Consider the following 20,508-nt stretch of genomic DNA (forward strand, 5'->3'; position numbering starts at 1 on the left):
TTTGCCTCCGGCGGGGATATTTTCCGCCAGGTGAAGGGTCATGCGCTTTGTGCCATGCGCTGCGCGAGCTTTAAGGCTTCGATAAGGCTGGTTGGGTTGGCAATGCCTTGACCGGCGATGTCCAGGGCGGTGCCATGGTCGGGCGACGTTCGGATGAAGGGCAGGCCCAGCGTAACGTTTACGCCGCGGTCAAAATCCAGCGTTTTGATCGGGATCAGTGCCTGATCGTGATACATGGCTATTGCCGCGTCATAGCGTGCACGCGCAGCGGCGTGAAACATCGTGTCAGCCGGGTGCGGTCCAGAGAGTGTAAAGCCTTCTGCCGGAAAATCAGCAATCAGGGGGGCGATCCAGTCGATCTCTTCGCGGCCCATCTTTCCGCCTTCGCCTGCATGCGGGTTCAGTCCGGCAACTGCAATGCGGGGGCGGGCAATCCCGAACTGATCGCGCAGCCCTGCGGCGGTGATCGCAATGGTGTCACGCAGCAGGTCCGGGGTCAGTGCAGTGGGCACTTGCGATAGCGGGATGTGGATTGTTGCTGGAACAACGCGCAACTGGTCGCTAGCCAGCATCATGACCACACGGTCCCGGTTTGCGAGGGCACCCAAAAACTCAGTGTGGCCAGGATATGCGAATCCAGCGCCGTCAATCAGTGCCTTCTTGTGGATCGGCGCGGTACAGAGCGCACTGGCGCGTCCGGTTCTGACAAGCTCAACGCCCAATTCGATCGCGCGGATGACGTGTTTCGCGTTTCGCGGCTCTGGCTGACCAGGCGTGTTGGGGGTGGGAAAGTCCAGATGGTAAACCGGTAGGGCGGATGCGCTGACGGCCATAGCCTCGGACGGGTCGTCGATCTGGGCTGTCGGTGTTCCGGGGGGCAGGTGGCCTAGGTCGCCGATGTAAAAGAACGGGCACGACGCGCGAAGCTCGGTCCAGGCTTTTGCTGCGATTTCCGGTCCGATCCCCGATGGCTCACCGCAACTGAGCGCAATAGGCCCGGTCATTGTTCGATAATGATGGCGTCCGCCCTGAGCTGTTCGAGCAGACTATCGGAAAAGGCCTGCAGACGCTGTTGGGTCAGGGCGTTGGCGACATCCCCACGAGAGGTTTCCTCACCCAGATCGCGGGTCCGACTGCACAGCATCAGGAACATCAGCGTCTGACCATTGTTGCGGGTCAGGGCCGTGGACACTTCGTTGGGATCAAGTTTGGCCAGTTCCAGCGCCACATCGCGCGGAATCTCGGACGGGCTAGCGGTAATGCGGTCCAGAACCTCGACCGGCTGGTCCTTGGCGAGGCCGTAAAGGTCATCGCAGGTGTCGACCTCTTCCTTGAGTTTGGCGGCGGCGGCTATCGCCTCGGCGCTGCGCCCGCCCGGAAGGTAATAGGCTGCATAGTCAATCTCGGAATAGCGCGGCGCGCCGGTTGAAACCTCGCGCAGACCGCGCATTTGAAACAGAGCGACGGCGTTTGGCAGCGAGATTGGTTCCGTGATTTCGCCGTTCTTCAACTCAAGTATGACGGGTTGAAGCGCTGGCGGCAGATCGGTCAAAGACAACCAGTCCAAGCGTCCGCCATCGGCGCGTGTCGCGGCCGCCGAGTATTGCGCCGCAGCGGATGCAAAGGCGTCCTGTCCGGACACCCGTGAGATTTCGTCCGCCAGCGCTTCGGCCTGGGCCAATGTCTGCGGCGTGACGGGGATGATGATCTCGGACAACAGAACCTGTAGCCCGCCACCGCCACCCTGACCCAAAGCGCGGTTGATTTCATCCTGGGTCGGGCGGGCCTGCGACAGGAAACGCGAGCTGATATAGTCGCGCCAGGACAGCTGATCTTCGACAAAATCGCGGACCGTTTCCTGATCGATTCCCGCGTCGCTGAGCAACTGAAGGAACTCTTCGGTGCTCAGGCGTCCGCGCGCAGCAAACTCGTCGATTCCGGTTTGAACGTCCTCGGGGGTGGCGGAGATTCCGGCCTCTCGCATTGCCTGCTCGCGCAGACGGTCATCGATCAGCGCTTGCCGCACTTCGGCCTCGGAACTGCCTGGGACGCCGAGCAATTCCATGAATTGTTGGCGCTGCTGCAATTCATACCAGGTCACAATGTCCTGATTGACGCGCACGGCGGGCGAGAACAAGCTCTGGCCATGGACCTGTGTTGCAGCAACAAAGCACAGGGCAAAAGCCAGCAATGAGCCAAGCCAGTCAAAGCGGAACATATTTGAAAACCCAGAGATCACCCGCATGTCTTTTTGAACTTTTTACCTTCGCTTTCGACGGAGTAGCCCGTCAGAGCTACGGTAAAGCCGAATTCCGTCGAAGGCTCAATACTTGATGTCGAAGTAAACCGCCGACTCACGGTCATATTCACTTGAACACACTCATTTCGATAGGTCAGGCCAAGCCCATAACGCAGAGGTTCGGATTCGCTGATGTCATAGCGCCAATTGGCCCGGGTCAGCCAGTTCTGATCGATTGCATACCGTCCGGTTAGCCACAATTCGGAAATCTCATCTCCGCCTGTCTCTGCCGGGTCGGGTTCCAACCAGACATAGCTGCCGGTTAGCAGTGTTTCGTCTTTTGCCCATGCCGTTCTAAGCTCGGCCTTGGTGAAACTGAAATCGCTGTTCAGCAGGCCGCGCCCTGCCAGAGAAAGACCGTTGCCGTTGTCCAGTTGTCCTGCCAACAGAATATCTGACTTGGTGCCCTGAAGCCCCGAGGTCAAAGTGAAATCCCGGTTCGACTTGTTGCGGAACACCTGGCCGACGGTCGCCAATGCCCTCCAGCCATTTGGGGCGAAGCGCGCCCAGTTGACAGCTGCAACAGCGGTTGTTCCATCCTCGCGAACGTCCTCGGCGGGAAAACGGGACAGGGACAGCAGGTTTCCCTGATCAAATTCCTGAAAGGTACTTTCGTCATTAGGCACATCCGTGTCCGAGACTTGGGTCCATCCCATTTGAAAGATGGGTTCGAGGAACTGAGTCGCTCCGCTCTTTTCCCGGCGTTGCATCGGATAGCGCAGGGTCAACGCGGCGCGTGGTGTGGCGCGGGTCAGATCTTCGGGGAATGTGGTGTCGTCGCTGATATTGAACGTATCAACCGAGGTGCCCAGCCGGGCATCCGCGCGCAGTCCGGTGGCAAAGGTCCAGCTTCGCAACCATTCTGCGTCAAACGTCGCGCGCGCCACGTCGCGGCCAACAACGTTCTGGCTGCTGGTTCTGTGATGGGTATGTCCGATGAACGCCAGTTCAATTTCGCCGCCGACAAGGCTGGGAAAAAACCGTTTTCTGTAATCGATGTCGAATACGCGTGACGGAATTTCATCCTGATCTTCGCTGTCTCGCAGAGTCTTGAAATGGGTGAAACTGGTTCGAAACGCGGTGTCACGTTTGATGCGTTCCAGCGCGATTTCGCTGCGCAAACGGTCCAGATCGGGGTTTCCGAACCCATAATCCGCCAGATACGCGTCATCCGACGTAGTTTCGATGTCGAAGGTCAGACGAAAATCGTTTTTGAGAACAAACCAGCCATCCGCGAAGAAATAGCCTCGGTCCTGGTTCTCTTGTAGATCGTCCCGCGTATAGGCTCCTTGGATTCTGATCCGACCGTTCTTGAATGCCTGCCGATACCGGTATCCCAATGTACGGGTCTTGGGCGAGATATAGGGCGTAAGAGTCAGGTCTTTGTGATCGCCCAGCTTGAAAAAGTAGGGGACCTGTACACCCGTTTCCAATTGCGACGTGGTTCGAATGGATGGAACGAGAAAGCCTGTCGCGCGTTCCAGTGTCGGGTCGGGCAGGCGCAGGGCGGGGAAGTAGAACACAGGCACGTCCAGGATGCGGAACTGCGCGCCCTCAAAGTACAATTGCCGCTCTAACTGGTCATGGGTAACCTTGCGCGCCCTGATCTGCCAAATCGGAGGTTTACCGTTGGTGCAAACATGGCAAGACGTTGCCGCAACCTTGCTGAACTGCGTGTAGCGACCGGCGGCTCGGGTGGCCTGAACAGATGCGATTTGCACCTGTTGGTCAAAGACCATCCGGGCACCGGTCAGCAGACCGTTTTGTATTCCGCTGTCCAACTGGGCTGAATCCGCCAGAACCGTCGATTGTCCGTCTTGATCAATGCGGATCGGCCCCTTCAGCGTCAGTTCACCGGTTTCGCGATCATAGGTGACGCTGCTGGCGGTCAGTTTGGTATCACCCTGATAAGCTTCGACATTCCCTTCGGCCACAAGCTTTCGGTCGGGGGTGATGAAAATTTTGTCGGCCACCAGAAGGGCAGGTTGGTCCTGTGTTTCATCGGTCTGTGTTGTGGCCGCGTTGGGTGGGTTACTTTGGGCCGTGGTCTTGGTCGACAACGACAGGACCAATGCGCCAGTGAGAAGCATGGAAAGCGCAACCCGCATCAACCGTCCTCCGCGTGCAGCAGAAGGCCCAGCGACAAGAGAATTGCGGCAAGTGGCGGCGCCCAGGCGGCGACCATGATTGGCAGTTGGCCATTCTCACCCAAAATTTGGGCAAAGTTCCGAATGAAATAGATGCCGAATCCAAGCAAGACGGCGGCCAATATCGCAATGCCGGTCCCACCAAAGCGCACGTGGCGCATGGTGAAGGCGGCTCCGATCAGCACCATCGAGACCAAGAACAGGGGACGGGCCAGTTGGACCTGCAACCAGACCTCATATTGCTTGGTCGAAAAGCCAGCCTCACGCAGATCGCGGATCAATTGCGGCAGGTCGTAAACCGAGACTGAATCTTGTTGGCCGAGAGTGTCCAGAATCCGGTCGCGGGTCAGTGTCGTGGGCAAGTTCAGAATTTCGTGGGTGACGGAATTTGATTCTGGGTTCAAGTCGTCACGGATGATCCAGACCTTGGCATCATAAAGCGCCCAATGGCCGTTTTCCAACTGAGCGTTTTTTGCGGCTATCTGTTCGTTGGGCTTACCATCTGCCGAGAACGTGGTGATCGTCACATCGCGTAGGCCGAATTTGTCGCCGTTCAGGGTGCCTGTCGCATGGATCACTGATTGTCCGGTGGCGGCCCCCTGGCGAAGCCACAGACCCTCGCGGCTAATGGACAGGGTTGAGCTTCCGTCATTGCGGTAGTCGTCCGACAGGCGCTGATACTCTTCAGACGTAGCGGCCGAGATTGGGTTCAGCAGAGCAACCGCCATCACTCCGACAGCAAGTGCAATCAGCGCCGGTGCGACCAAAGCACGGATGCCAGATCGGCCAATGGCGCGCGTCACGACCAGTTCGGAACTGCGCGCCAGTCCGACAAACAGTGCGATCGTCGCCAGGATCGTCAACAGGGGCAGCATCTCGCTGATGGCCGCCGGCGTGTTTAGAAGGGTCAGCCCAAGAAGCTGGGCAAAGGTTAGGTTGGCGTCGTCAAAACGTCTGACCTGCTCGATCAGGTCGATCAGAATCATCAGAGTCAGGAAAATCCCGCCGATCACGACAAAGCTCTGGATAAACCGCCGGGCAAAATAACGGTCAAGGATCACTTGGTTGCCCTCGTGTTTCTGTTGTCGAAGGGAATCGCGCTGGCCTCGCCCTGGCGCATACGTATGCGCGACGGCCTATGCCTGCCGAATGGTGCCAAGTTTTCTCCCCCGAACCTGCCTGTTATTTTCGGGCGACCTTAATGCAAATGTAGCGCGGGGAAAACTGCTATCTGGTCAAGGGGCGCGGCGCGGGCTAGGTCTTGGGAAACAAATTCAGCAGGAGCATGGCATGAGCAGTTTGGTACCCGTCAGATTTACCCCGTTTGATCTGGAGGCAATGGCCACAGCCGAAGGCCGCGTTGCCATTATGATCCCTGACGATGGCAAGCTGAGCCCCGCCGCCCGCCGCGCCAATCGTCTGACCAAGGGGGCCATCGCGCGTCTGGTCGAGAGTGAACGGTTCAGCAAGGTCAAAACCGGCGATGTGATTTCGTTGGCCTGGCCCGCAGGGATGGTTGCCGAGGCGTTGGATGTTCTAGTCCTGCCGCGCCGTCCCAACGCGGATGAGGCGCGCAAGGCGGGTGCGTCTCTGGCCAAGCTGTCCGGCGGCAAGAGCCTACTTGTTATGGCCACCAATCAGGCGAAGGCAGAAGACCTGGCCATGGGCATGGTTCTACGCAGCTATGATTTCGATGCGCACAAAACCAAGGATTCAGACCCCATGGGCGAGATCGTCATCAGCCACTCCAAAGCTGACGAGGCCGAGGCTGCCTTTGCGCCGCTTTATGCTGTGGCCGATGGCGTGCGCATGACGCGGGACCTGACCAACGAGCCAGCCAACATCCTGACTACGACTGAATTTGCGGATCGTTTGGCCGGGATGCGGGATCTGGGTCTTGAGGTCGAAGTTCTCGAAGAGGACAAACTGGCCGAGTTGGGCATGCGCACATTGCTGAGCGTCGGGCAGGGTTCTGTCAGCCCGTCGAAAGTGGTCGTGATGCAATGGAACGGTGGCGACAAAGATGACGCGCCGCTGGCTCTGGTCGGTAAGGGTGTGGTGTTCGACACCGGTGGCATTTCCTTGAAACCCGCGGGTGGCATGGAGGACATGACTATGGACATGGGCGGTGCCGGCGTGGTCGCCGGTACCATGCGCGCGCTGGCTAAGCGCAAGGCGAAGGCGAACGTTGTTGGGCTGGTCGGTCTGGTCGAGAACATGCCTTCGGGCAATGCCACGCGTCCGGGTGATGTGGTGACATCCATGAAGGGCGACACGGTTGAGATCATCAATACCGATGCCGAGGGCCGTTTGGTTCTGTGCGACGTGATGTGGTATGCGCAGGATCGGTTCAGCCCGGTGGGTATGATTGATCTGGCAACGCTGACTGGCGCGATCATCATTGGGCTGGGGCATGAGAACGCCGGGGTCTTTTCGAACAATGACACCTTCTGCGATGCCTTCCTGAAGTCGGCCAAGGCCGAGGATGAAGGCGCGTGGCGGATGCCCCTGGGCGACGCTTACGACAAGATGCTGAAGTCGCGGATTGCCGATATGAAGAACGTCGGCGGACGGCCAGCAGGCTCGATCACGGCGGCGCAATTCCTGCAGCGTTTTGTGAAAGAAGAAACGCCTTGGATCCATCTGGATATCGCGGGCGTGGCCTCGGTCGCGGCGGAGACGCCTTATGCGCCGAAGGGGGCGACAGGGTGGGGCGTCCGTGCGCTTAGTCGGTTTGTTCAGGACAATTTCGAGTAAGCACATGGGAGCCGCATATTTCTACCACCTGACCCAACGCCCGCTTGAGCACACTTTGCCCGTGCTTTTGGACAAGGCGCGGCAAGCAGGGTGGCGGATTGCCGTGCGGGGCACCGACCCCGCTCGGATGGACTGGCTGGATGAAAAACTGTGGTTGGGGCCTGAGGACGGGTTCCTGCCGCATGGCCGCGCGGGCGGTCCGCATGACGCTGTGCAGCCGATCCTATTGACGACTGAGGCGCAGGCGGCGAATGACCCGACCTGCCTGATGACAGTTGATGGCGCAGCGGTAAACGCGGAGGAGGTCAGCGCCCTGGAACGTGTGTGTATCCTGTTCGACGGCAATGACGGGCAAGCAGTGCAAAATGCGCGGGATCAGTGGAAAGCCCTCACGGGCGCGGGATGCTCGGCGCAGTATTGGTCCGAGGAGTCGGGTCGGTGGGAAAAGAAAGCCGAGGCGTAAGCTATTCGGCGGTACTTTCAGGAGAATGACGGATGGAAATGAAGCCTTTGGGCCGCACCGGCATCATGGTGAGCGACCTGTGTCTCGGTACGATGACATTCGGGTCCCAGACCCCCGAGACGGATGCGCATCGCCAGATGGACATGGCGCTGGACGCAGGGATCAATTTTGTTGATGCCGCCGAAATGTACCCGGTGAATCCGATCTCCAAGGAAACCATTGGGCGCACCGAAGAGATTCTGGGCAATTGGAACGCTGCGAATAAAGCGCGGCGGGATCAATATGTGTTGGCAACAAAGCACTCGGGCGCGGGTATGGCGCATATGCGGGATGGGGCGCCGATCTCGGGCGTGACTATCCCTGAAGCGATTGAAGGTTCGTTACGGCGATTGCAGACCGATTGCATCGACCTTTATCAATTTCACTGGCCCAATCGCGGCAGTTACATGTTCCGGCAAAACTGGGACTATGCCCCCTCTGGTCAAAATACAGAAAGCGTGCTGGAGAACATGCAGGAGTGCCTTGTCGCGCTGCAAACGCAAGTCGACAAGGGCAATATCCGGGCGTTTGGCCTGTCCAACGAAAGTGCCTGGGGCACGGCGCAGTGGGTGCGTCTGGCCGAAGAGACCGGCGCGCCAAGGGTCGCGTCCGTGCAGAACGAATACTCATTGCTGTGCCGTCACTTCGATACGGATATGGCGGAACTCAGCGTGCATGAGGATGTGGGGCTGATGGCTTTTTCGCCGCTTGCGACGGGGTATTTGACGGGCAAGTATCAAGGCGGGGCCGTGCCAGAAGGCTCTCGTATGTCGATCAATGCCGAGATGGGAGGACGCAAATCCGGGCGGGTTCTGGATGCGGTCGCAGCCTATCTTGAAATTGCCGAACGGCATGGGCTGGACCCGATCCACATGGCATTGGCCTGGTGCCGGACGAGGCCATTCATGATGTCAGCCATTTTCGGGGCGACGACGTCGGATCAGTTAGCGCGGATATTGGAAGGTAAGGATCAGCGCCTATCCAAAGAGGTTCTGGACGAGATTAATGCGGTGCATCGGGCACACCCCATGCCGTTTTAGGGGGCTCTGCCCCCGCCGCGCTGCGCGCGCCTCCCCCGGGATATTTTTAGCCAGATGAAGGGGATCCGGTCAGTGCGGGGTGGGGTGCGCGCGCTCTTGCCTAAGGTCGCGGGCCGAGAGGCCATGTGAAGTGCGAAAGGCGCGCGCGAAACTGGATTGGGACGCGAAGCCAGTGGCCAAGGCAACATCCATCAAGGGTGTATCGGTTTCGGTGACCAGACGGCGGGCTTCGGCCAACCGAAGTTGCAGATAATGATCCTGCGGTGTGGTGTTCAGGCGCAGACGGAATTGTTGTTGCAGGGTGCGCGGGCTTGTGCCCAGGGTCGCGGCGATATCGGCCAGCGGCAGGGGATTGTCGAGCGAGGCTTGCATCAGGCTGTTGGCTTTCGCCGTCAGGGCCGTGTGGCGATGAGGGGCACCGGTGCGGCTTTGGGGTTTTGAGGGTGCCGGCGCGCCGTCATAAAGAAACAGGCCAGACACGCGGGCGGCAAATCCGGCGCCGTGCCGGGCGGCAATGATATGTAGCATCATCTCGACGGCCGGAATCGCGCCACCTGAGGTCAGGCGATTTTGCGAGACTGTGAACCTGTCGGGGCGCACGTCGACTTCTGGAAAACGCGTGGCGAAATTGTCGAGGTCTTCCCAATGCGTCGTTGCGGCGTGGCCTTCCAGCAACCCCGCTTCGGCCAGCAACCAGGGGCCGCCGTCGATGCCGGCCATTGTTGCCCCTGTTCCTGCGATGCGGCGCAGACCGGCCAGCAAGCTGGGGGTCGCATGTCGGGCCAGTTGGAAACCGGCCACGACAATCATCAGATCGCAGCTTTGCAGGCGCGCCAGAGGGATACCGGGGACCGTCAAGGCACTGGTGAGCATTGCGGGCTCGGTCGTGGCTGTAACGTAGTCCCAGTCAAACGCCGGGCAATCGGCCAGACGGTTGGCCGCCCGCATCGGATCGACGGCGGACGCAAAGCTGAGTGTATTACAGTCGTCCAGCACCAAAACCGCCGTTTTCAGGGCGTGATGTTCGGGCTGAAGGATGTTTTTTGCGGATTTCATCAAGTCTGATTCGCATTCTGGCAAGTGTTTTTCCAAGGCTGCGCCAGACTTGGGCACGAACGCAAATCGATTGCCGGGGAGAAGTCTGGGGAAAACACCAGGCACAAGACGGTATAAGCTGGGGAAAAGTCATGCCTTTGGAAATGAACCGCGAAGTCTTCATCACTTGTGCAGTCACTGGGTCAGGCGGAACCCAGGATCGCAGCCCGCACGTGCCGCGCTCGCCTCAGCAGATCGCCGAAAGCGCGATTGCCGCTGCCAAGGCCGGGGCGGCCGTGGTGCATTGCCATGTACGAGACCCTGAGACCGGAGCCCCCAGCCGTCGTTTGGATCTGTATCGTGAGGTGACGGACCGCATCCGCGATGCCGATGTGGATGTCGTTCTGAACCTTACCGCCGGGATGGGCGGCGACATGGTTTTTGGTCCGACCGAGGCGCCTTTGCCGTTGCGCGAGGACGGAACCGACATGATCGGTGCAGCTGCGCGGGTCGAGCACGTGGCCGAGTGTATGCCAGAGATCTGCACTTTGGACTGTGGCACCATGAATTTTGCCGAAGCTGACTATGTCATGACCAACACGCCAGGCATGTTGCAGGCGATGGGGCGCATGATGACGCATTTGGGTGTGAAGCCCGAGATCGAGGCCTTCGACACAGGTCACCTCTGGTATGCCAAACAGTTGGTCAAGGATGGCATTCTGGACAGCCCGGCGCTGGTGCAGTTGTGTATGGGCGTTCCATGGGGAGCACCAGATGATCTGAACACGTTCATGGCGATGGTGAATAATGTGCCCGATGACTGGACGTTCAGCGCGTTTGCGTTGGGGCGTCATCAGATGGCCTATGTGGCGGCCTCGGTTCTGGCGGGTGGAAACGTGCGCGTTGGGCTTGAGGATAATCTGTGGCTGGACAAAGGCGTTCTAGCTGAGAACTGGCAGCTTGTGGAACGCGCGGGCACCATCATTGAAAACATGGGCGCGCGGGTGATTGGCCCACAGGAGGTGCGTGACAAGCTTGGGCTTGAGAAGCGCGCGCCGGTGGCGAAGTAAGGGCGGATTGGGGGCCAGCCCCCAAACCCCCGGGATATTTTGGGCCAGATGAAGGGGCGGATCGTGGGCAGGGAACAGCAGATGAAAACAGCGGCAATCATTGGTGGTGGCGTGATCGGCGGCGGGTGGGCAGCGCGGTTTCTGCTGAACGGTTGGAATGTGCGGGTCTTTGATCCGGACCCTGAAGCCGAACGCAAGATCGGCGAGGTTCTGGACAATGCGCGGCGGTCTTTGCCGGGACTGAGCGACGTGCCTTTGCCGCCCGAGGGAGCGCTTACCTTCCATGATAATATGGCGGATTCGGTGCAAGGTGCTGATTGGATTCAGGAAAGCGTGCCTGAGCGACTTGATCTTAAACTGAAGGTTTACAAGGGATTGCAGGACGTTTGCGAACCTTCTGCAATCATTGGGTCGTCGACCAGCGGGTTTAAGCCTTCGGAACTGCAGGAGGGGGCGCTGCGACCAGAACAGATTGTAGTGACGCACCCCTTCAATCCGGTTTACTTGTTGCCGCTGATCGAACTGGTGCCGTCTGACAAGACCCCGCCCGAAATGGTAGAGCGCGCGCAGAAGTTGCTGAAATCCGTGGGCTTCTTCCCGCTGCATGTCCGCAAAGAAATCGATGCGCATATTGCTGACCGATTTCTTGAGGCCGTTTGGCGTGAGGCTTTGTGGTTGGTCAAGGATGGTGTCGCCACCACGGAAGAGATCGATGAGGCGATCCGCATGGGCTTTGGCATTCGCTGGGCGCAGATGGGGCTGTTCGAAACCTACCGCGTGGCCGGGGGCGAGGCCGGGATGCGGCATTTCATGGCGCAGTTTGGCCCCGCGCTCAAATGGCCATGGACGAAACTGATGGACGTGCCAGAATTCACCGACGAACTGGTTGACATGATTGCGGATCAGTCGGACGCGCAGTCGGGGCAGCACTCGATCCGCGAGTTGGAGCGTATTCGGGACAACAATCTTGTCGGGATGATGCGGGCGCTCAAAGCGCAGAATTGGGGCGCGGGGGCGGTGCTCAACCAGCATGACGCGCTGCTGAAACCCGGCGCACTTCCGACTCTGGATCAGGCGGATCTAAGCCAGCCGATCCTGACGTTGTCGCGTGCAGTCCCGCTGGATTGGACCGATTACAACGGTCACATGAACGAAGCAAAATATCTTGAGGCCTTTGCTGCCGCTACGGATCGGTTCATGGAGATCATCGGCTGCGATATGCAATACATCTCGACCGGCGGCAGCTATTTCACCGCCGAAAACCACATCCGATATATCAACGAAGTGCATGCGGGTGCAAAGATTGATGTGCGGACGCAGATGCTGCTGGGGCAGGGCAAAAAGCTACATGTTTTTCACAGCATGTACAATGGCGAGACGCTGCTGGCGACAGGTGAAAGCTTCTTGCTGCATGTCAGTCTGGAAACACGGCGGCCAAGCGCGCCTTCGCCTGACATCGAAGCAGCCATGGCCAGAATTGCCGAGGCTCAGGCCGATTTGCCTTACCCCGAAGGCGCGGGTGCAGCGATCCGCAAACCCGCATGAGTGGACGTGTATTGATTACGGCCGGTGCCTCGGGCGTTGGGCGTGCCATGGCCGAAGCGTTCGATGCTGTTGGTGCGCAAATTTGGGTGGCCGACGTGGATCAGGCTGCTCTGTCGACCTGTCCGGTGCATTGGCGGGCGACCCGCGTTGACGTCGCCGACGAGGATGACGTTGCCGCATTATTTGCACAGATTGACGCGGAATGGGGCGGGCTGGACACGCTCTGCTCCAATGCAGGTATCGCTGGGCCAACGGCCATGATCGAAGATGTGTCGTTGAAGGACTGGCAGGCCTGCCTTGCTGTAAACCTAGAGGGTGCATTTCTGTGTGCCAAATATGCCGCACCCCTCTTGAAACGGCAAGGCAGCGGAACGGTCTTGATCACATCTTCGACCGCAGGTCAGTACGGCTATCCCAGCCGCGCGCCCTATGCGGCAGCAAAATGGGGTGTGATCGGGTTGGGCAAAACTCTGGCGATGGAACTGGGGCCGCATGGCGGGCGTTGCAACGTGATATGCCCAGGCGCCGTCGAGGGCCCCAGAATGGAAGGCGTGTTGCAGCGTGAGGCCGCAGCCAAAGGAATGACCCGCGATCAGGTTTACAGCGGTTACGCGTCCGGCACCTCAATGGGTCGCTTTATCGAAGGCAGGGACATCGCCGATATGGCCGTTTTCCTTGCCTCAGATGCGGCGCGGTTGGTGTCGGGGCAGGTGATCGCCGTGGATGGGCATACGGTCAACCCCGACCCAAAGCTGTAATCACCCCTGATTGGGACCGCGAATCTGGCGGATCGTCCGGCGAACGGCCTGCCAATCCTGCGCTTGTCGCATGTTCCCGGCAGCCTCGCATTCGCGCATTTTCTTTGCGGCCTCTGCCTCGGCCCGGTCGCCATGCGCCGAGTAAAGCGCGCGTGCGTATTGAGAGGTTTGAAGTGCGTCCATTCCTGTGCTCCTCCGTCTGTGATCGGAATGCCCGAAAGTTCGCGCCAGACGACGATACCACAGGTTCGGGTTCAGCGCATCCTTTCACGCAACTGCCTCAAGTGCGTCGGGAAATTCCGCGCGCTGACATCAGCTTCCCGTACTAACGTATCGAAATGACGGGTAAATATCTCAATCCTGTCGCGATCCCGAAAGGCCATATAGTGACTTCCAGCGTAAAACACGCAGAGCAATGGGCCGAAGATCGTTACGGGCGCGGAGTACAAGCGTTTGGCGTCGAACAGGTAAATACGCATGCGTGGATAAAGCTGTTCGCACAGGTCCAGAAGATGATCGATTTGATCCAGACGGATTTGCAGGTCCAGCCCCTCGTAATACCCTGTCGCTTGCGTGAAACTGTCGATTTCGTAAAGCGGCATCGCGATTTCATAGTCCGACTGGGCGCTGCGCATCCATGTCAGTCGGTCGGCTGAGGCTCCTATTGCCTGATCCGCCGTGCGGCCCAAATGCGGTGCATATTCCCATTCCAGCACCGCGCGGGTTTTTAGCATATCGGGCAGAGTGGCCGGGACATAGCGGATTTTGTAGCCCGCAGCCTCTTTGTGCCATTCAAAGATTCGCTCATCGACCAACGCTCGCGGCGCCTCTGCCATCGTCAGTGAACTCGCCAATAACTCAGCCGCGCTTTCGGGGCGATCCGAAAGACTGAGCAGCCAATCTGCGGAAATCCCAAGAGCCGAGGCGCAGCTGCCAACAACATGCGCATTGGGCAATCGCGCGCCTTCGTCCGTCAAAAGCTGTGACACGGTTGAACGGTCCACGCCGATGTCGCGGGCCAGCGCGCTTTGGGTGGTGTGTCGCGCCTCCATCGCGCGGGCAAGGCGGTATCGGAATTGCGCGGCGCGATCACGTTTGTCGATTTTTTCCTGCATGTGTTTTAAAATATCAACTTTGATGAGTTTTGTTAATCATATTCAGAATTTTCAACGCACACATGATCCGCAATTCTTGAACCATAAGAAGACGAAGGGTGACGGAATGGAAACGCGACGAAGATCGGTCGTGAAGGCGGTGTTGTGGAATGCGATAGGCCTGATCGTGACGACGCTGGTGGGTTTGGTCGCCACTGGATCGGCGGCGATAGGTGGTACGCTGGCCGTGGTGAATACGGCCATCGGGCTGACGCTCTATGTGGTCTACGAACGAGTTTGGGCAGGCATCGCCTGGGGCCGTAATGTCTGAGCGCGTGGGGCCCGAATGGTGCACCTTGGCCCTGATCGTCGCGTGCTACGGACTTTGGCTAGCAGCTATTTTCCTGTGTCCGCTGTGGTTGGCGATCCCGGCGATGGCGACGATAGCCGCGTTGCATTCATCGCTGACCCATGAGGCCTTGCACGGGCATCCGTTTCGGACAACGTGGTTGAACGAAGCGCTGATGGCGCTGCCACTGTCTCTTTTCATTCCGTATCAACGATTTCGCGATCTGCACCTGGATCATCATCGCGACGCAACCCTGACTGATCCTTATGATGACCCCGAGTCCAATTATCTGGACCCGAAGGTCTGGCAAACCTTGCGAAACTGGCAGCGACAGGTGTTGACCGTGAACAACACGCTGCTGGGCCGGATCGTGTTAGGGCCGGCAATTGGGCAGGTCGTGTTCATGCGCGCCGAATTGCGCGCCGCCAAACGCGGCGATCGCAGAGTATTGCAGGCGTGGGCGCTGCATTTGGCCGGAGTTGCCGTGGTTTTTTGGGTCGTGGCGCAATCCGCGATGCCATACTGGTCCTATATTCTATCCGCCTATTTAGGTCTTGGACTCGTCAAAATCCGTACGTTTCTTGAACATCGTGCACATGAAAATGCGGCTGCCAGAACGGTTATCGTCGAAGACCGAGGCCCGTTGGCGTTCCTGTTTTTGAACAATAACCTGCATGTCGTTCATCATATGAATCCCTCCGCGCCATGGTATCGGTTGCCCGCGTTGTATCACGAAGGCAAAGACATGTACCGGGACAGAAACCAGGCCTATGTCTACCGCTCCTATGCGGAAATCTTCCGCGCGTATTTCTGGCGCGCGAAGGATCCCGTGGCGCATCCGCTCTGGCCAAAGGGCTGATTTCACGACAAAAGGGAGCCCATGAGCCTGTGGATTCCCGTCACCATCGCTGCTGCGTCATTCCAGACCGTGCGCTTCATGCTGCAAAAATCGCTGAGCAGCGTGAAACTGTCCGCTGCCGGAGCGACCTTTGCGCGGTTTGCCTATTCGCTGCCGCTGGTGCTGGTGGCCCTGTTCGTTGCGCTCAGACTTACCGGGTTTGGCGTGCCGCAGCTGACGGGGTGGTTCTGGCTCTATGCGATGATTGGCGGCACTGCGCAGATCCTGGCTACGATTTGCGTGGTTGCGCTGTTCAAACAACGCAACTTCGCCGTCGGGATCACCTTCAAGAAAACCGAGGTTATTCAAACCGCCATCGTTGGGTTTCTTGTACTGGGAGATCAGATTTCGGGCGCGGCGCTGGTAGCCATTCTGCTGGGGCTCTGCGCCGTTCTGCTGCTGTCAAAGAACCCCGGTGGGGACGGAGTATGGTGGCGGCACCTGACCAATCGCGCCTCGCGCCTTGGGCTGGGGTCCGGAGTGTTGTTCGCCTTTTCCTCGGTGGGCTATCGCGGAGCATCACTGGAACTGGGTGACATCGACGCGTGGTTCCGCGCGCTGGTCACGCTGGCCTTCGTTGTTACCTTCCAGTTTCTCAGCATGGGGCTGTGGCTGCTTTTACGAGACCGGGCCGAGCTGCGCGCCGTATGGGATACCCGCGGAACCGGCGTCTTTGTCGGCCTGACCAGCTTGTGCGGTTCGTTCTGCTGGTTCTTTGCGTTCACATTGCAGAACGCAGCCTATGTGAAAGCCTTGGGGCAGGTGGAGTTGATCCTAAGCCTGTTTGCTTCGATCCTGTTTTTTCGCGAAACTATCACCCGGCGCGAGATCGCCGGGATGACTTTGCTGGGCGCATCAATTCTGGCGCTGATCCTGACGATCTAACCCGCGCGCCGTTCATCAAAGCTGAGCGCGATAAAGCTGGGCAGGTGATCACCCATGCCGACAACCGCCGGGCCGCCCTCGTTACGGCGATTGCGCCCGCGGCCCTTAGGCTCACGATCCTTCCTGTCTTCGCTCTTCTTGGGTTCGGAGGATATGGCTTTCTTCTCGGGCTTCGGCTTCTCGGTCTTGGGCTCGTCCTTGACCGGATTTTCGACGCGCGGAATTTCTTTCTGGATCAGCTTTTCGATCGCATCCAGCGCCTTTTCATCCCGGCCCGAGCAGATTGTATACGCTTTGCCTTCGCGACCGGCACGCCCTGTTCGCCCAATTCGGTGAACATAGTCTTCGGCGTGGCCGGGCACGTCAAAGTTGAACACATGGCTGACGGACGGAATATCAAGCCCACGTGCGGCCACGTCCGAGGCCACCAGCAACCGCAGTGACCCGTCACGGAACCCGTCCAACGTTTTCATTCGCTGCGACTGATCCAAGTCACCATGAATGGCAGCGGCGTTGTAGCCGTATTTCTTCAGCGATTTGGCGCAGATGTCCACGTCGGTCTTGCGATTACAGAAGATAATCGCGTTGGTGCATTTTTCGCCCTCAGAGTCGATCAGTGCGCGCAGAACCTTGCGCTTGGCGCTGGCTTCACGGTCGCGGCGACCGCCCTTGAACATGACCACGCCCTGTTCGATGGTCTCGGACGCAGTGGCCTGACGGGCAACCTCGACCCGGGCCGGGGCCGACAGGAACGTGTCGGTGATGCGTTCGATCTCGGAAGCCATGGTGGCCGAGAAGAACAGCGTCTGGCGGGTGAACGGGGTCAGAGAGAATATGCGCTCGATATCGGGGATAAAGCCCATATCCAGCATCCGGTCAGCTTCGTCCACCACCATGATCTGAACACCGGTCAGCAGCAGTTTGCCGCGTTCGAAATGGTCCAGCAGGCGGCCCGGAGTAGCGATCAGCACATCGACGCCCCGGTCGATCAACGCGTCTTGCTCCTTGAAGCTGACACCGCCGATCAGCAGCGCTTTGGTCAGTTTCAGATGCTTGGAATAGGTGTCAAAATTCTCGGCCACCTGCGCGGCCAGTTCCCGCGTCGGGCACAGCACCAGCGAACGCGGCATGCGGGCACGCGCGCGGCCACGGGCCAGCATGGTGATCATCGGAAGGGTAAAGCTGGCGGTTTTGCCAGTGCCGGTCTGAGCGATACCCAAAACATCGCGCCCTTCAAGAGCGGGTGGAATCGCGCCCTCCTGGATCGGTGTTGGAGTTTCGTAGCCAGCTTCCTCAATAGCCTTGAGGACCTTCGGGTTCAGGTTCAGTTCGTTGAATTTTGTCATGTATGTCCGGTTGATGCGGACACTAGACCTGGCCCGCGCGAGTGATAAATGCCGGGCCCGGATGGCCACACGCCCAATGCGCGGTTCGGCTGCGGGGGGCATAACAAAATTGTGGGGCAGGGTCAAATCATGTCGGGGTTTGTCGCGCATCAACCCAAACAACCGGGAATTAATGCAACAATTCAGATGGTTCCGGGAAAGTGTTTCGCAACTTTTTGGTCCAGATCCAACGGTCTGTGACGGATCATATCATGATCCTCAAGCCGCATCATCACGTCGGTATCGGTGGCGCTGATCTCATTGTAGAAATCCCTCAGACCTTCTTCGCCTTGCTCGGCTTCGATCCAGCTGAGCAATTCGAACTTGTTCAATCCACCAATTTTCCTTGGCCGGTTCGTCGTCGGGCTGGCCTGATAGGAGCCGCGTTCCATGCGGAAACGATAGTTCGCCAACCAATGATCCCAATCCGGAGCATGGTGGTGGCACAGGTCGATCTGGGGAACCTCGGTTGTGCAGGGCAAAAATGCGCCGTTCTGGTAGAGATTATGGATCCGATCGCTCAGGTTCTTTTGGCCGCGCCGCACGAACAGCTTTCCCTGAATGTGGCTCATGAACCCCCCAAGAAGAAAGGCTCCGTATTTGGGGTAGAGCGTCTCAACCAGTGCATGTCGGTTCGGGCTTTCGGGGATGAAGGCCTTGTAAAGGTCCTTGCCACCAGCCAGCGCTTCAATTGGGCGGATGCGCACGGCGGGAATATCTTGGGGGATATCCTTCAGCAATTCGGCAATCGGTGTATGAGGCCAAAGAAATTCGTCCACATCGATATGCGTCACCCAATCCAGATCGGTTCGCGCGTACACAAGATTGGCGTTTTGCGACTGCCGGACCTGATGCTTGTCGGGCCGCTGGCGACCCCGACGCTTCCAAAATGCAGCATCGCATACGCGAACTCTGATCTTTGGGTGTTCGCGCAAGGCGGTCAGGTCTTCGGTCGGAGCCTCGTCCAGAAAGATGTGAATTCTTTCCGCCCCGATATCGAGGTGGTGTGCGGCAAATCGCAGGATATCCACGCGCGGGGCTCGGATCGTCGAAACGATACCCCATGTCGTCCTTTCCTGCGTCATATGCGCCTCGTGATGTCCATCGGTTCCGGTGTCAGGTCATCATTTCCTTGGTCGCGGTCAGGTTCAGTGCCGGGTAGTCCCGCACCACCCGATCAATATCCCATTGCAGGCGGGTCAGATACACGATGTCCCCATCATGGTCATGCGCGATGTGCTGCTTGTTGGCGTTGACGAATTTCTCAACCTCGACCTTGTCGCCGCTGACCCAGCGGGCGGATGTGAACTGAGAAGCTTCGAACCGCACCGGCAGGCCGTATTCCATCTCAATGCGGCTGGCGAGCACTTCGAATTGCAGCGCGCCGACGACACCGACAATAAATCCCGATCCGATTGAGGGTTTGAACACCTTAGCCGCGCCTTCTTCGGCAAATTGCATGAGGGCCTTTTCCAGATGCTTGGCTTTCAATGGATCGCCCGCACGGACCGTCTGCAGCAATTCCGGCGCAAAAGACGGGATGCCGGTCACCCGGATCGCCTCACCTTCGGTCAGCGTGTCTCCGATGCGCAGTTGCCCGTGGTTCGGGATACCGATGATGTCTCCGGCCCAGGCTTCCTCGGCCAGTTCCCGGTCCGAGGCCAGAAACAGCACAGGATTCGAAATCGCCATCGGCTTTTTCGACCGCACATGGGTCAGCTTCATGCCGCGTTTGAAATGCCCCGAGGCCATACGCACAAACGCCACCCGGTCCCGGTGTTTGGGGTCCATATTGGCCTGAACCTTGAACACGAACCCAGCGACTTTCTTTTCGTCCGGCGCAATCTGACGCGGTTCGGCGGACTGTATTTGCGGCTGCGGACCGTAAGCGCCGATGCCTTCCATCAATTCCTTCACACCGAACGAGTTGATCGCCGAGCCGAACCAGATCGGGGTCATATGCCCCTCTAACACCGCCTGGGGGTCGAGCTTGGGTAGCAACTCGCGCGCCATCTCGACCTCTTCCAGCAGCTTCTCCAGCAGATGTTCGGGCACGTGTTCGGCCAGTTTGGGGTCGTCCAAGCCGTCGATCTGGATGCTCTCGGCCACTTTGTTGCGGTCGGCGCGGTCCATCAGTTCCAGCCGATCGCGCAGCATGTCGTAGCAGCCGATGAAGTCGCGGCCCACGCCGATAGGCCACGCCGCCGGTGTGACGTCGATGGCCAGCATTTCCTGAATTTCGTCGATGATCTCGAACGTATCGCGGCTTTCGCGGTCCATCTTGTTACAAAAGGTCAGGATCGGCAGATCGCGCAGGCGGCAGACCTCGAACAGTTTCTGCGTCTGACTTTCCACGCCTTTCGCGCCGTCGATCACCATGACGGCGGCATCAACGGCGGTCAGCGTGCGATAAGTATCCTCGGAGAAATCCGAGTGACCGGGCGTATCGACCAGATTGAATCGGAAGTTCCCATAGTCAAACGACATGGCCGAAGCAGAAACCGAAATACCCCGATCCTTCTCCATCTGCATGAAGTCCGACCGCGTGCGCCGCGCTTCACCCTTGGCGCGCACCTGACCGGCCATCTGGATCGCGCCCCCGTACAGCAGGAACTTTTCGGTCAGCGTCGTCTTACCCGCATCGGGGTGCGAGATGATGGCGAAGGTCCGGCGCCGGGCGATCTCGGGCGGCAAAGTTGGTTGGTTCGAGGTATCAAGCATATTCGCGCGTATAGGCGGGGAAT

At 58.7% G+C, this 20,508-nt stretch carries 19 protein-coding genes; 9 read left to right on the plus strand and 10 right to left on the minus strand.

The genetic code is table 11. The annotated features are described in order from the left end of the window. Positions 1-38 precede the first annotated feature (38 nt). From pdxA to lptG, 4 genes are read right to left on the minus strand one after another with little or no spacing between them, the layout of a single operon-like run. Complete coding sequence (gene pdxA / locus ACR0CR_RS08015) at positions 39-1,004, minus strand: 4-hydroxythreonine-4-phosphate dehydrogenase PdxA (RefSeq protein WP_480598059.1); 966 nt, start codon at positions 1,002-1,004, stop codon at positions 39-41. Then, positions 1,001-2,218 (minus strand): peptidylprolyl isomerase, encoded by a 1,218-nt coding sequence (locus tag ACR0CR_RS08020; protein ID WP_480598060.1) that lies wholly within the window; start codon positions 2,216-2,218, stop codon positions 1,001-1,003. Before ACR0CR_RS08020 ends, pdxA begins: the two co-directional genes overlap by 4 nt. Positions 2,219-2,235: 17 nt before the next feature. Continuing rightward, positions 2,236-4,407: an LPS-assembly protein LptD gene (locus ACR0CR_RS08025; RefSeq protein WP_480598061.1), complete on the minus strand. Its 2,172-nt coding sequence runs from the start codon at positions 4,405-4,407 to the stop codon at positions 2,236-2,238. Next, on the minus strand, positions 4,407-5,507 hold the full coding sequence (gene lptG / locus ACR0CR_RS08030; protein WP_480598062.1) for an LPS export ABC transporter permease LptG: 1,101 nt from the start codon (positions 5,505-5,507) through the stop codon (positions 4,407-4,409). The genes ACR0CR_RS08025 and lptG overlap by 1 nt, the downstream gene beginning before the upstream one ends. A 229-nt stretch (positions 5,508-5,736) precedes the next feature. Here lptG and ACR0CR_RS08035 point away from each other — a divergent pair, with 229 nt between their 5' ends. From ACR0CR_RS08035 to ACR0CR_RS08045, 3 genes are read left to right on the plus strand one after another with little or no spacing between them, the layout of a single operon-like run. Further along, the gene (locus tag ACR0CR_RS08035; RefSeq protein WP_480598063.1) at positions 5,737-7,203 is read left to right on the plus strand and encodes a leucyl aminopeptidase; all 1,467 of its coding nucleotides are present in this window, start codon (positions 5,737-5,739) and stop codon (positions 7,201-7,203) included. Between the two features lie 4 nt (positions 7,204-7,207). Continuing rightward, positions 7,208-7,666, plus strand: a complete 459-nt coding sequence (locus ACR0CR_RS08040; protein ID WP_480598064.1) for a DNA polymerase III subunit chi — start codon at positions 7,208-7,210, stop codon at positions 7,664-7,666. Positions 7,667-7,698: 32 nt separating this feature from the next. Then, positions 7,699-8,745 carry an aldo/keto reductase gene (locus ACR0CR_RS08045; RefSeq protein WP_480598065.1) on the plus strand — a complete coding sequence of 349 codons (1,047 nt, stop codon included), beginning with the start codon at positions 7,699-7,701 and terminating at the stop codon, positions 8,743-8,745. A 69-nt stretch (positions 8,746-8,814) separates the two neighbouring features. Here ACR0CR_RS08045 and ACR0CR_RS08050 read toward each other — a convergent pair whose 3' ends face one another. Continuing rightward, on the minus strand, positions 8,815-9,801 hold the full coding sequence (locus tag ACR0CR_RS08050; protein ID WP_480598066.1) for a GlxA family transcriptional regulator: 987 nt from the start codon (positions 9,799-9,801) through the stop codon (positions 8,815-8,817). 131 nt (positions 9,802-9,932) lie between these two features. Between ACR0CR_RS08050 and bcoG the strand changes: the two genes are divergently transcribed. The 3 genes from bcoG to ACR0CR_RS08065 all read left to right on the plus strand — a co-directional run bounded on the left by bcoG (position 9,933) and on the right by ACR0CR_RS08065 (position 13,153). After that, complete coding sequence (gene bcoG / locus ACR0CR_RS08055) at positions 9,933-10,850, plus strand: 3-dehydrocarnitine:acetyl-CoA trimethylamine transferase BcoG (RefSeq protein WP_480598067.1); 918 nt, start codon at positions 9,933-9,935, stop codon at positions 10,848-10,850. An 81-nt stretch (positions 10,851-10,931) separates the two neighbouring features. Continuing rightward, on the plus strand, positions 10,932-12,395 hold the full coding sequence (locus tag ACR0CR_RS08060) for a carnitine 3-dehydrogenase (protein ID WP_480598068.1): 1,464 nt from the start codon (positions 10,932-10,934) through the stop codon (positions 12,393-12,395). Further along, the gene (locus ACR0CR_RS08065) at positions 12,392-13,153 is read left to right on the plus strand and encodes an SDR family oxidoreductase (protein WP_480598070.1); all 762 of its coding nucleotides are present in this window, start codon (positions 12,392-12,394) and stop codon (positions 13,151-13,153) included. Before ACR0CR_RS08060 ends, ACR0CR_RS08065 begins: the two co-directional genes overlap by 4 nt. On the opposite strand, the gene ACR0CR_RS08070 is transcribed toward ACR0CR_RS08065, so the two are convergent. Both ACR0CR_RS08070 and ACR0CR_RS08075 read right to left on the minus strand, forming a co-directional pair. Next, positions 13,154-13,336, minus strand: a complete 183-nt coding sequence (locus ACR0CR_RS08070) for a hypothetical protein (RefSeq protein WP_480598072.1) — start codon at positions 13,334-13,336, stop codon at positions 13,154-13,156. It lies immediately after the preceding gene. A gap of 71 nt (positions 13,337-13,407) precedes the next feature. Next, positions 13,408-14,268 (minus strand): helix-turn-helix domain-containing protein, encoded by an 861-nt coding sequence (locus ACR0CR_RS08075; RefSeq protein WP_480598074.1) that lies wholly within the window; start codon positions 14,266-14,268, stop codon positions 13,408-13,410. Positions 14,269-14,374: 106 nt separating this feature from the next. Here ACR0CR_RS08075 and ACR0CR_RS08080 point away from each other — a divergent pair, with 106 nt between their 5' ends. Genes ACR0CR_RS08080 through ACR0CR_RS08090 form a run of 3 tightly spaced genes read left to right on the plus strand, consistent with a single transcriptional unit; the run spans position 14,375 to position 16,379 of the window. Then, complete coding sequence (locus ACR0CR_RS08080) at positions 14,375-14,578, plus strand: DUF2061 domain-containing protein (protein ID WP_480598076.1); 204 nt, start codon at positions 14,375-14,377, stop codon at positions 14,576-14,578. Continuing rightward, on the plus strand, positions 14,571-15,455 hold the full coding sequence (locus ACR0CR_RS08085; protein WP_480598078.1) for a fatty acid desaturase: 885 nt from the start codon (positions 14,571-14,573) through the stop codon (positions 15,453-15,455). Before ACR0CR_RS08080 ends, ACR0CR_RS08085 begins: the two co-directional genes overlap by 8 nt. A gap of 21 nt (positions 15,456-15,476) precedes the next feature. Further along, positions 15,477-16,379: an EamA family transporter gene (locus ACR0CR_RS08090; protein WP_480598079.1), complete on the plus strand. Its 903-nt coding sequence runs from the start codon at positions 15,477-15,479 to the stop codon at positions 16,377-16,379. Here the strand turns inward: ACR0CR_RS08090 and ACR0CR_RS08095 are convergent. The 3 genes from ACR0CR_RS08095 to ACR0CR_RS08105 all read right to left on the minus strand — a co-directional run bounded on the left by ACR0CR_RS08095 (position 16,376) and on the right by ACR0CR_RS08105 (position 20,485). Further along, positions 16,376-17,725, minus strand: a complete 1,350-nt coding sequence (locus tag ACR0CR_RS08095; RefSeq protein WP_480598081.1) for a DEAD/DEAH box helicase — start codon at positions 17,723-17,725, stop codon at positions 16,376-16,378. The genes ACR0CR_RS08090 and ACR0CR_RS08095 overlap by 4 nt on opposite strands. A 182-nt stretch (positions 17,726-17,907) precedes the next feature. Beyond that, complete coding sequence (locus ACR0CR_RS08100; RefSeq protein WP_480598082.1) at positions 17,908-18,849, minus strand: glycosyltransferase family 2 protein; 942 nt, start codon at positions 18,847-18,849, stop codon at positions 17,908-17,910. A 31-nt stretch (positions 18,850-18,880) separates the two neighbouring features. Further along, positions 18,881-20,485: a peptide chain release factor 3 gene (locus tag ACR0CR_RS08105; protein ID WP_480598083.1), complete on the minus strand. Its 1,605-nt coding sequence runs from the start codon at positions 20,483-20,485 to the stop codon at positions 18,881-18,883. Positions 20,486-20,508: the final 23 nt, after the last annotated feature.

It is taken from the genome of Ruegeria sp. AM2, from assembly GCF_056540685.1.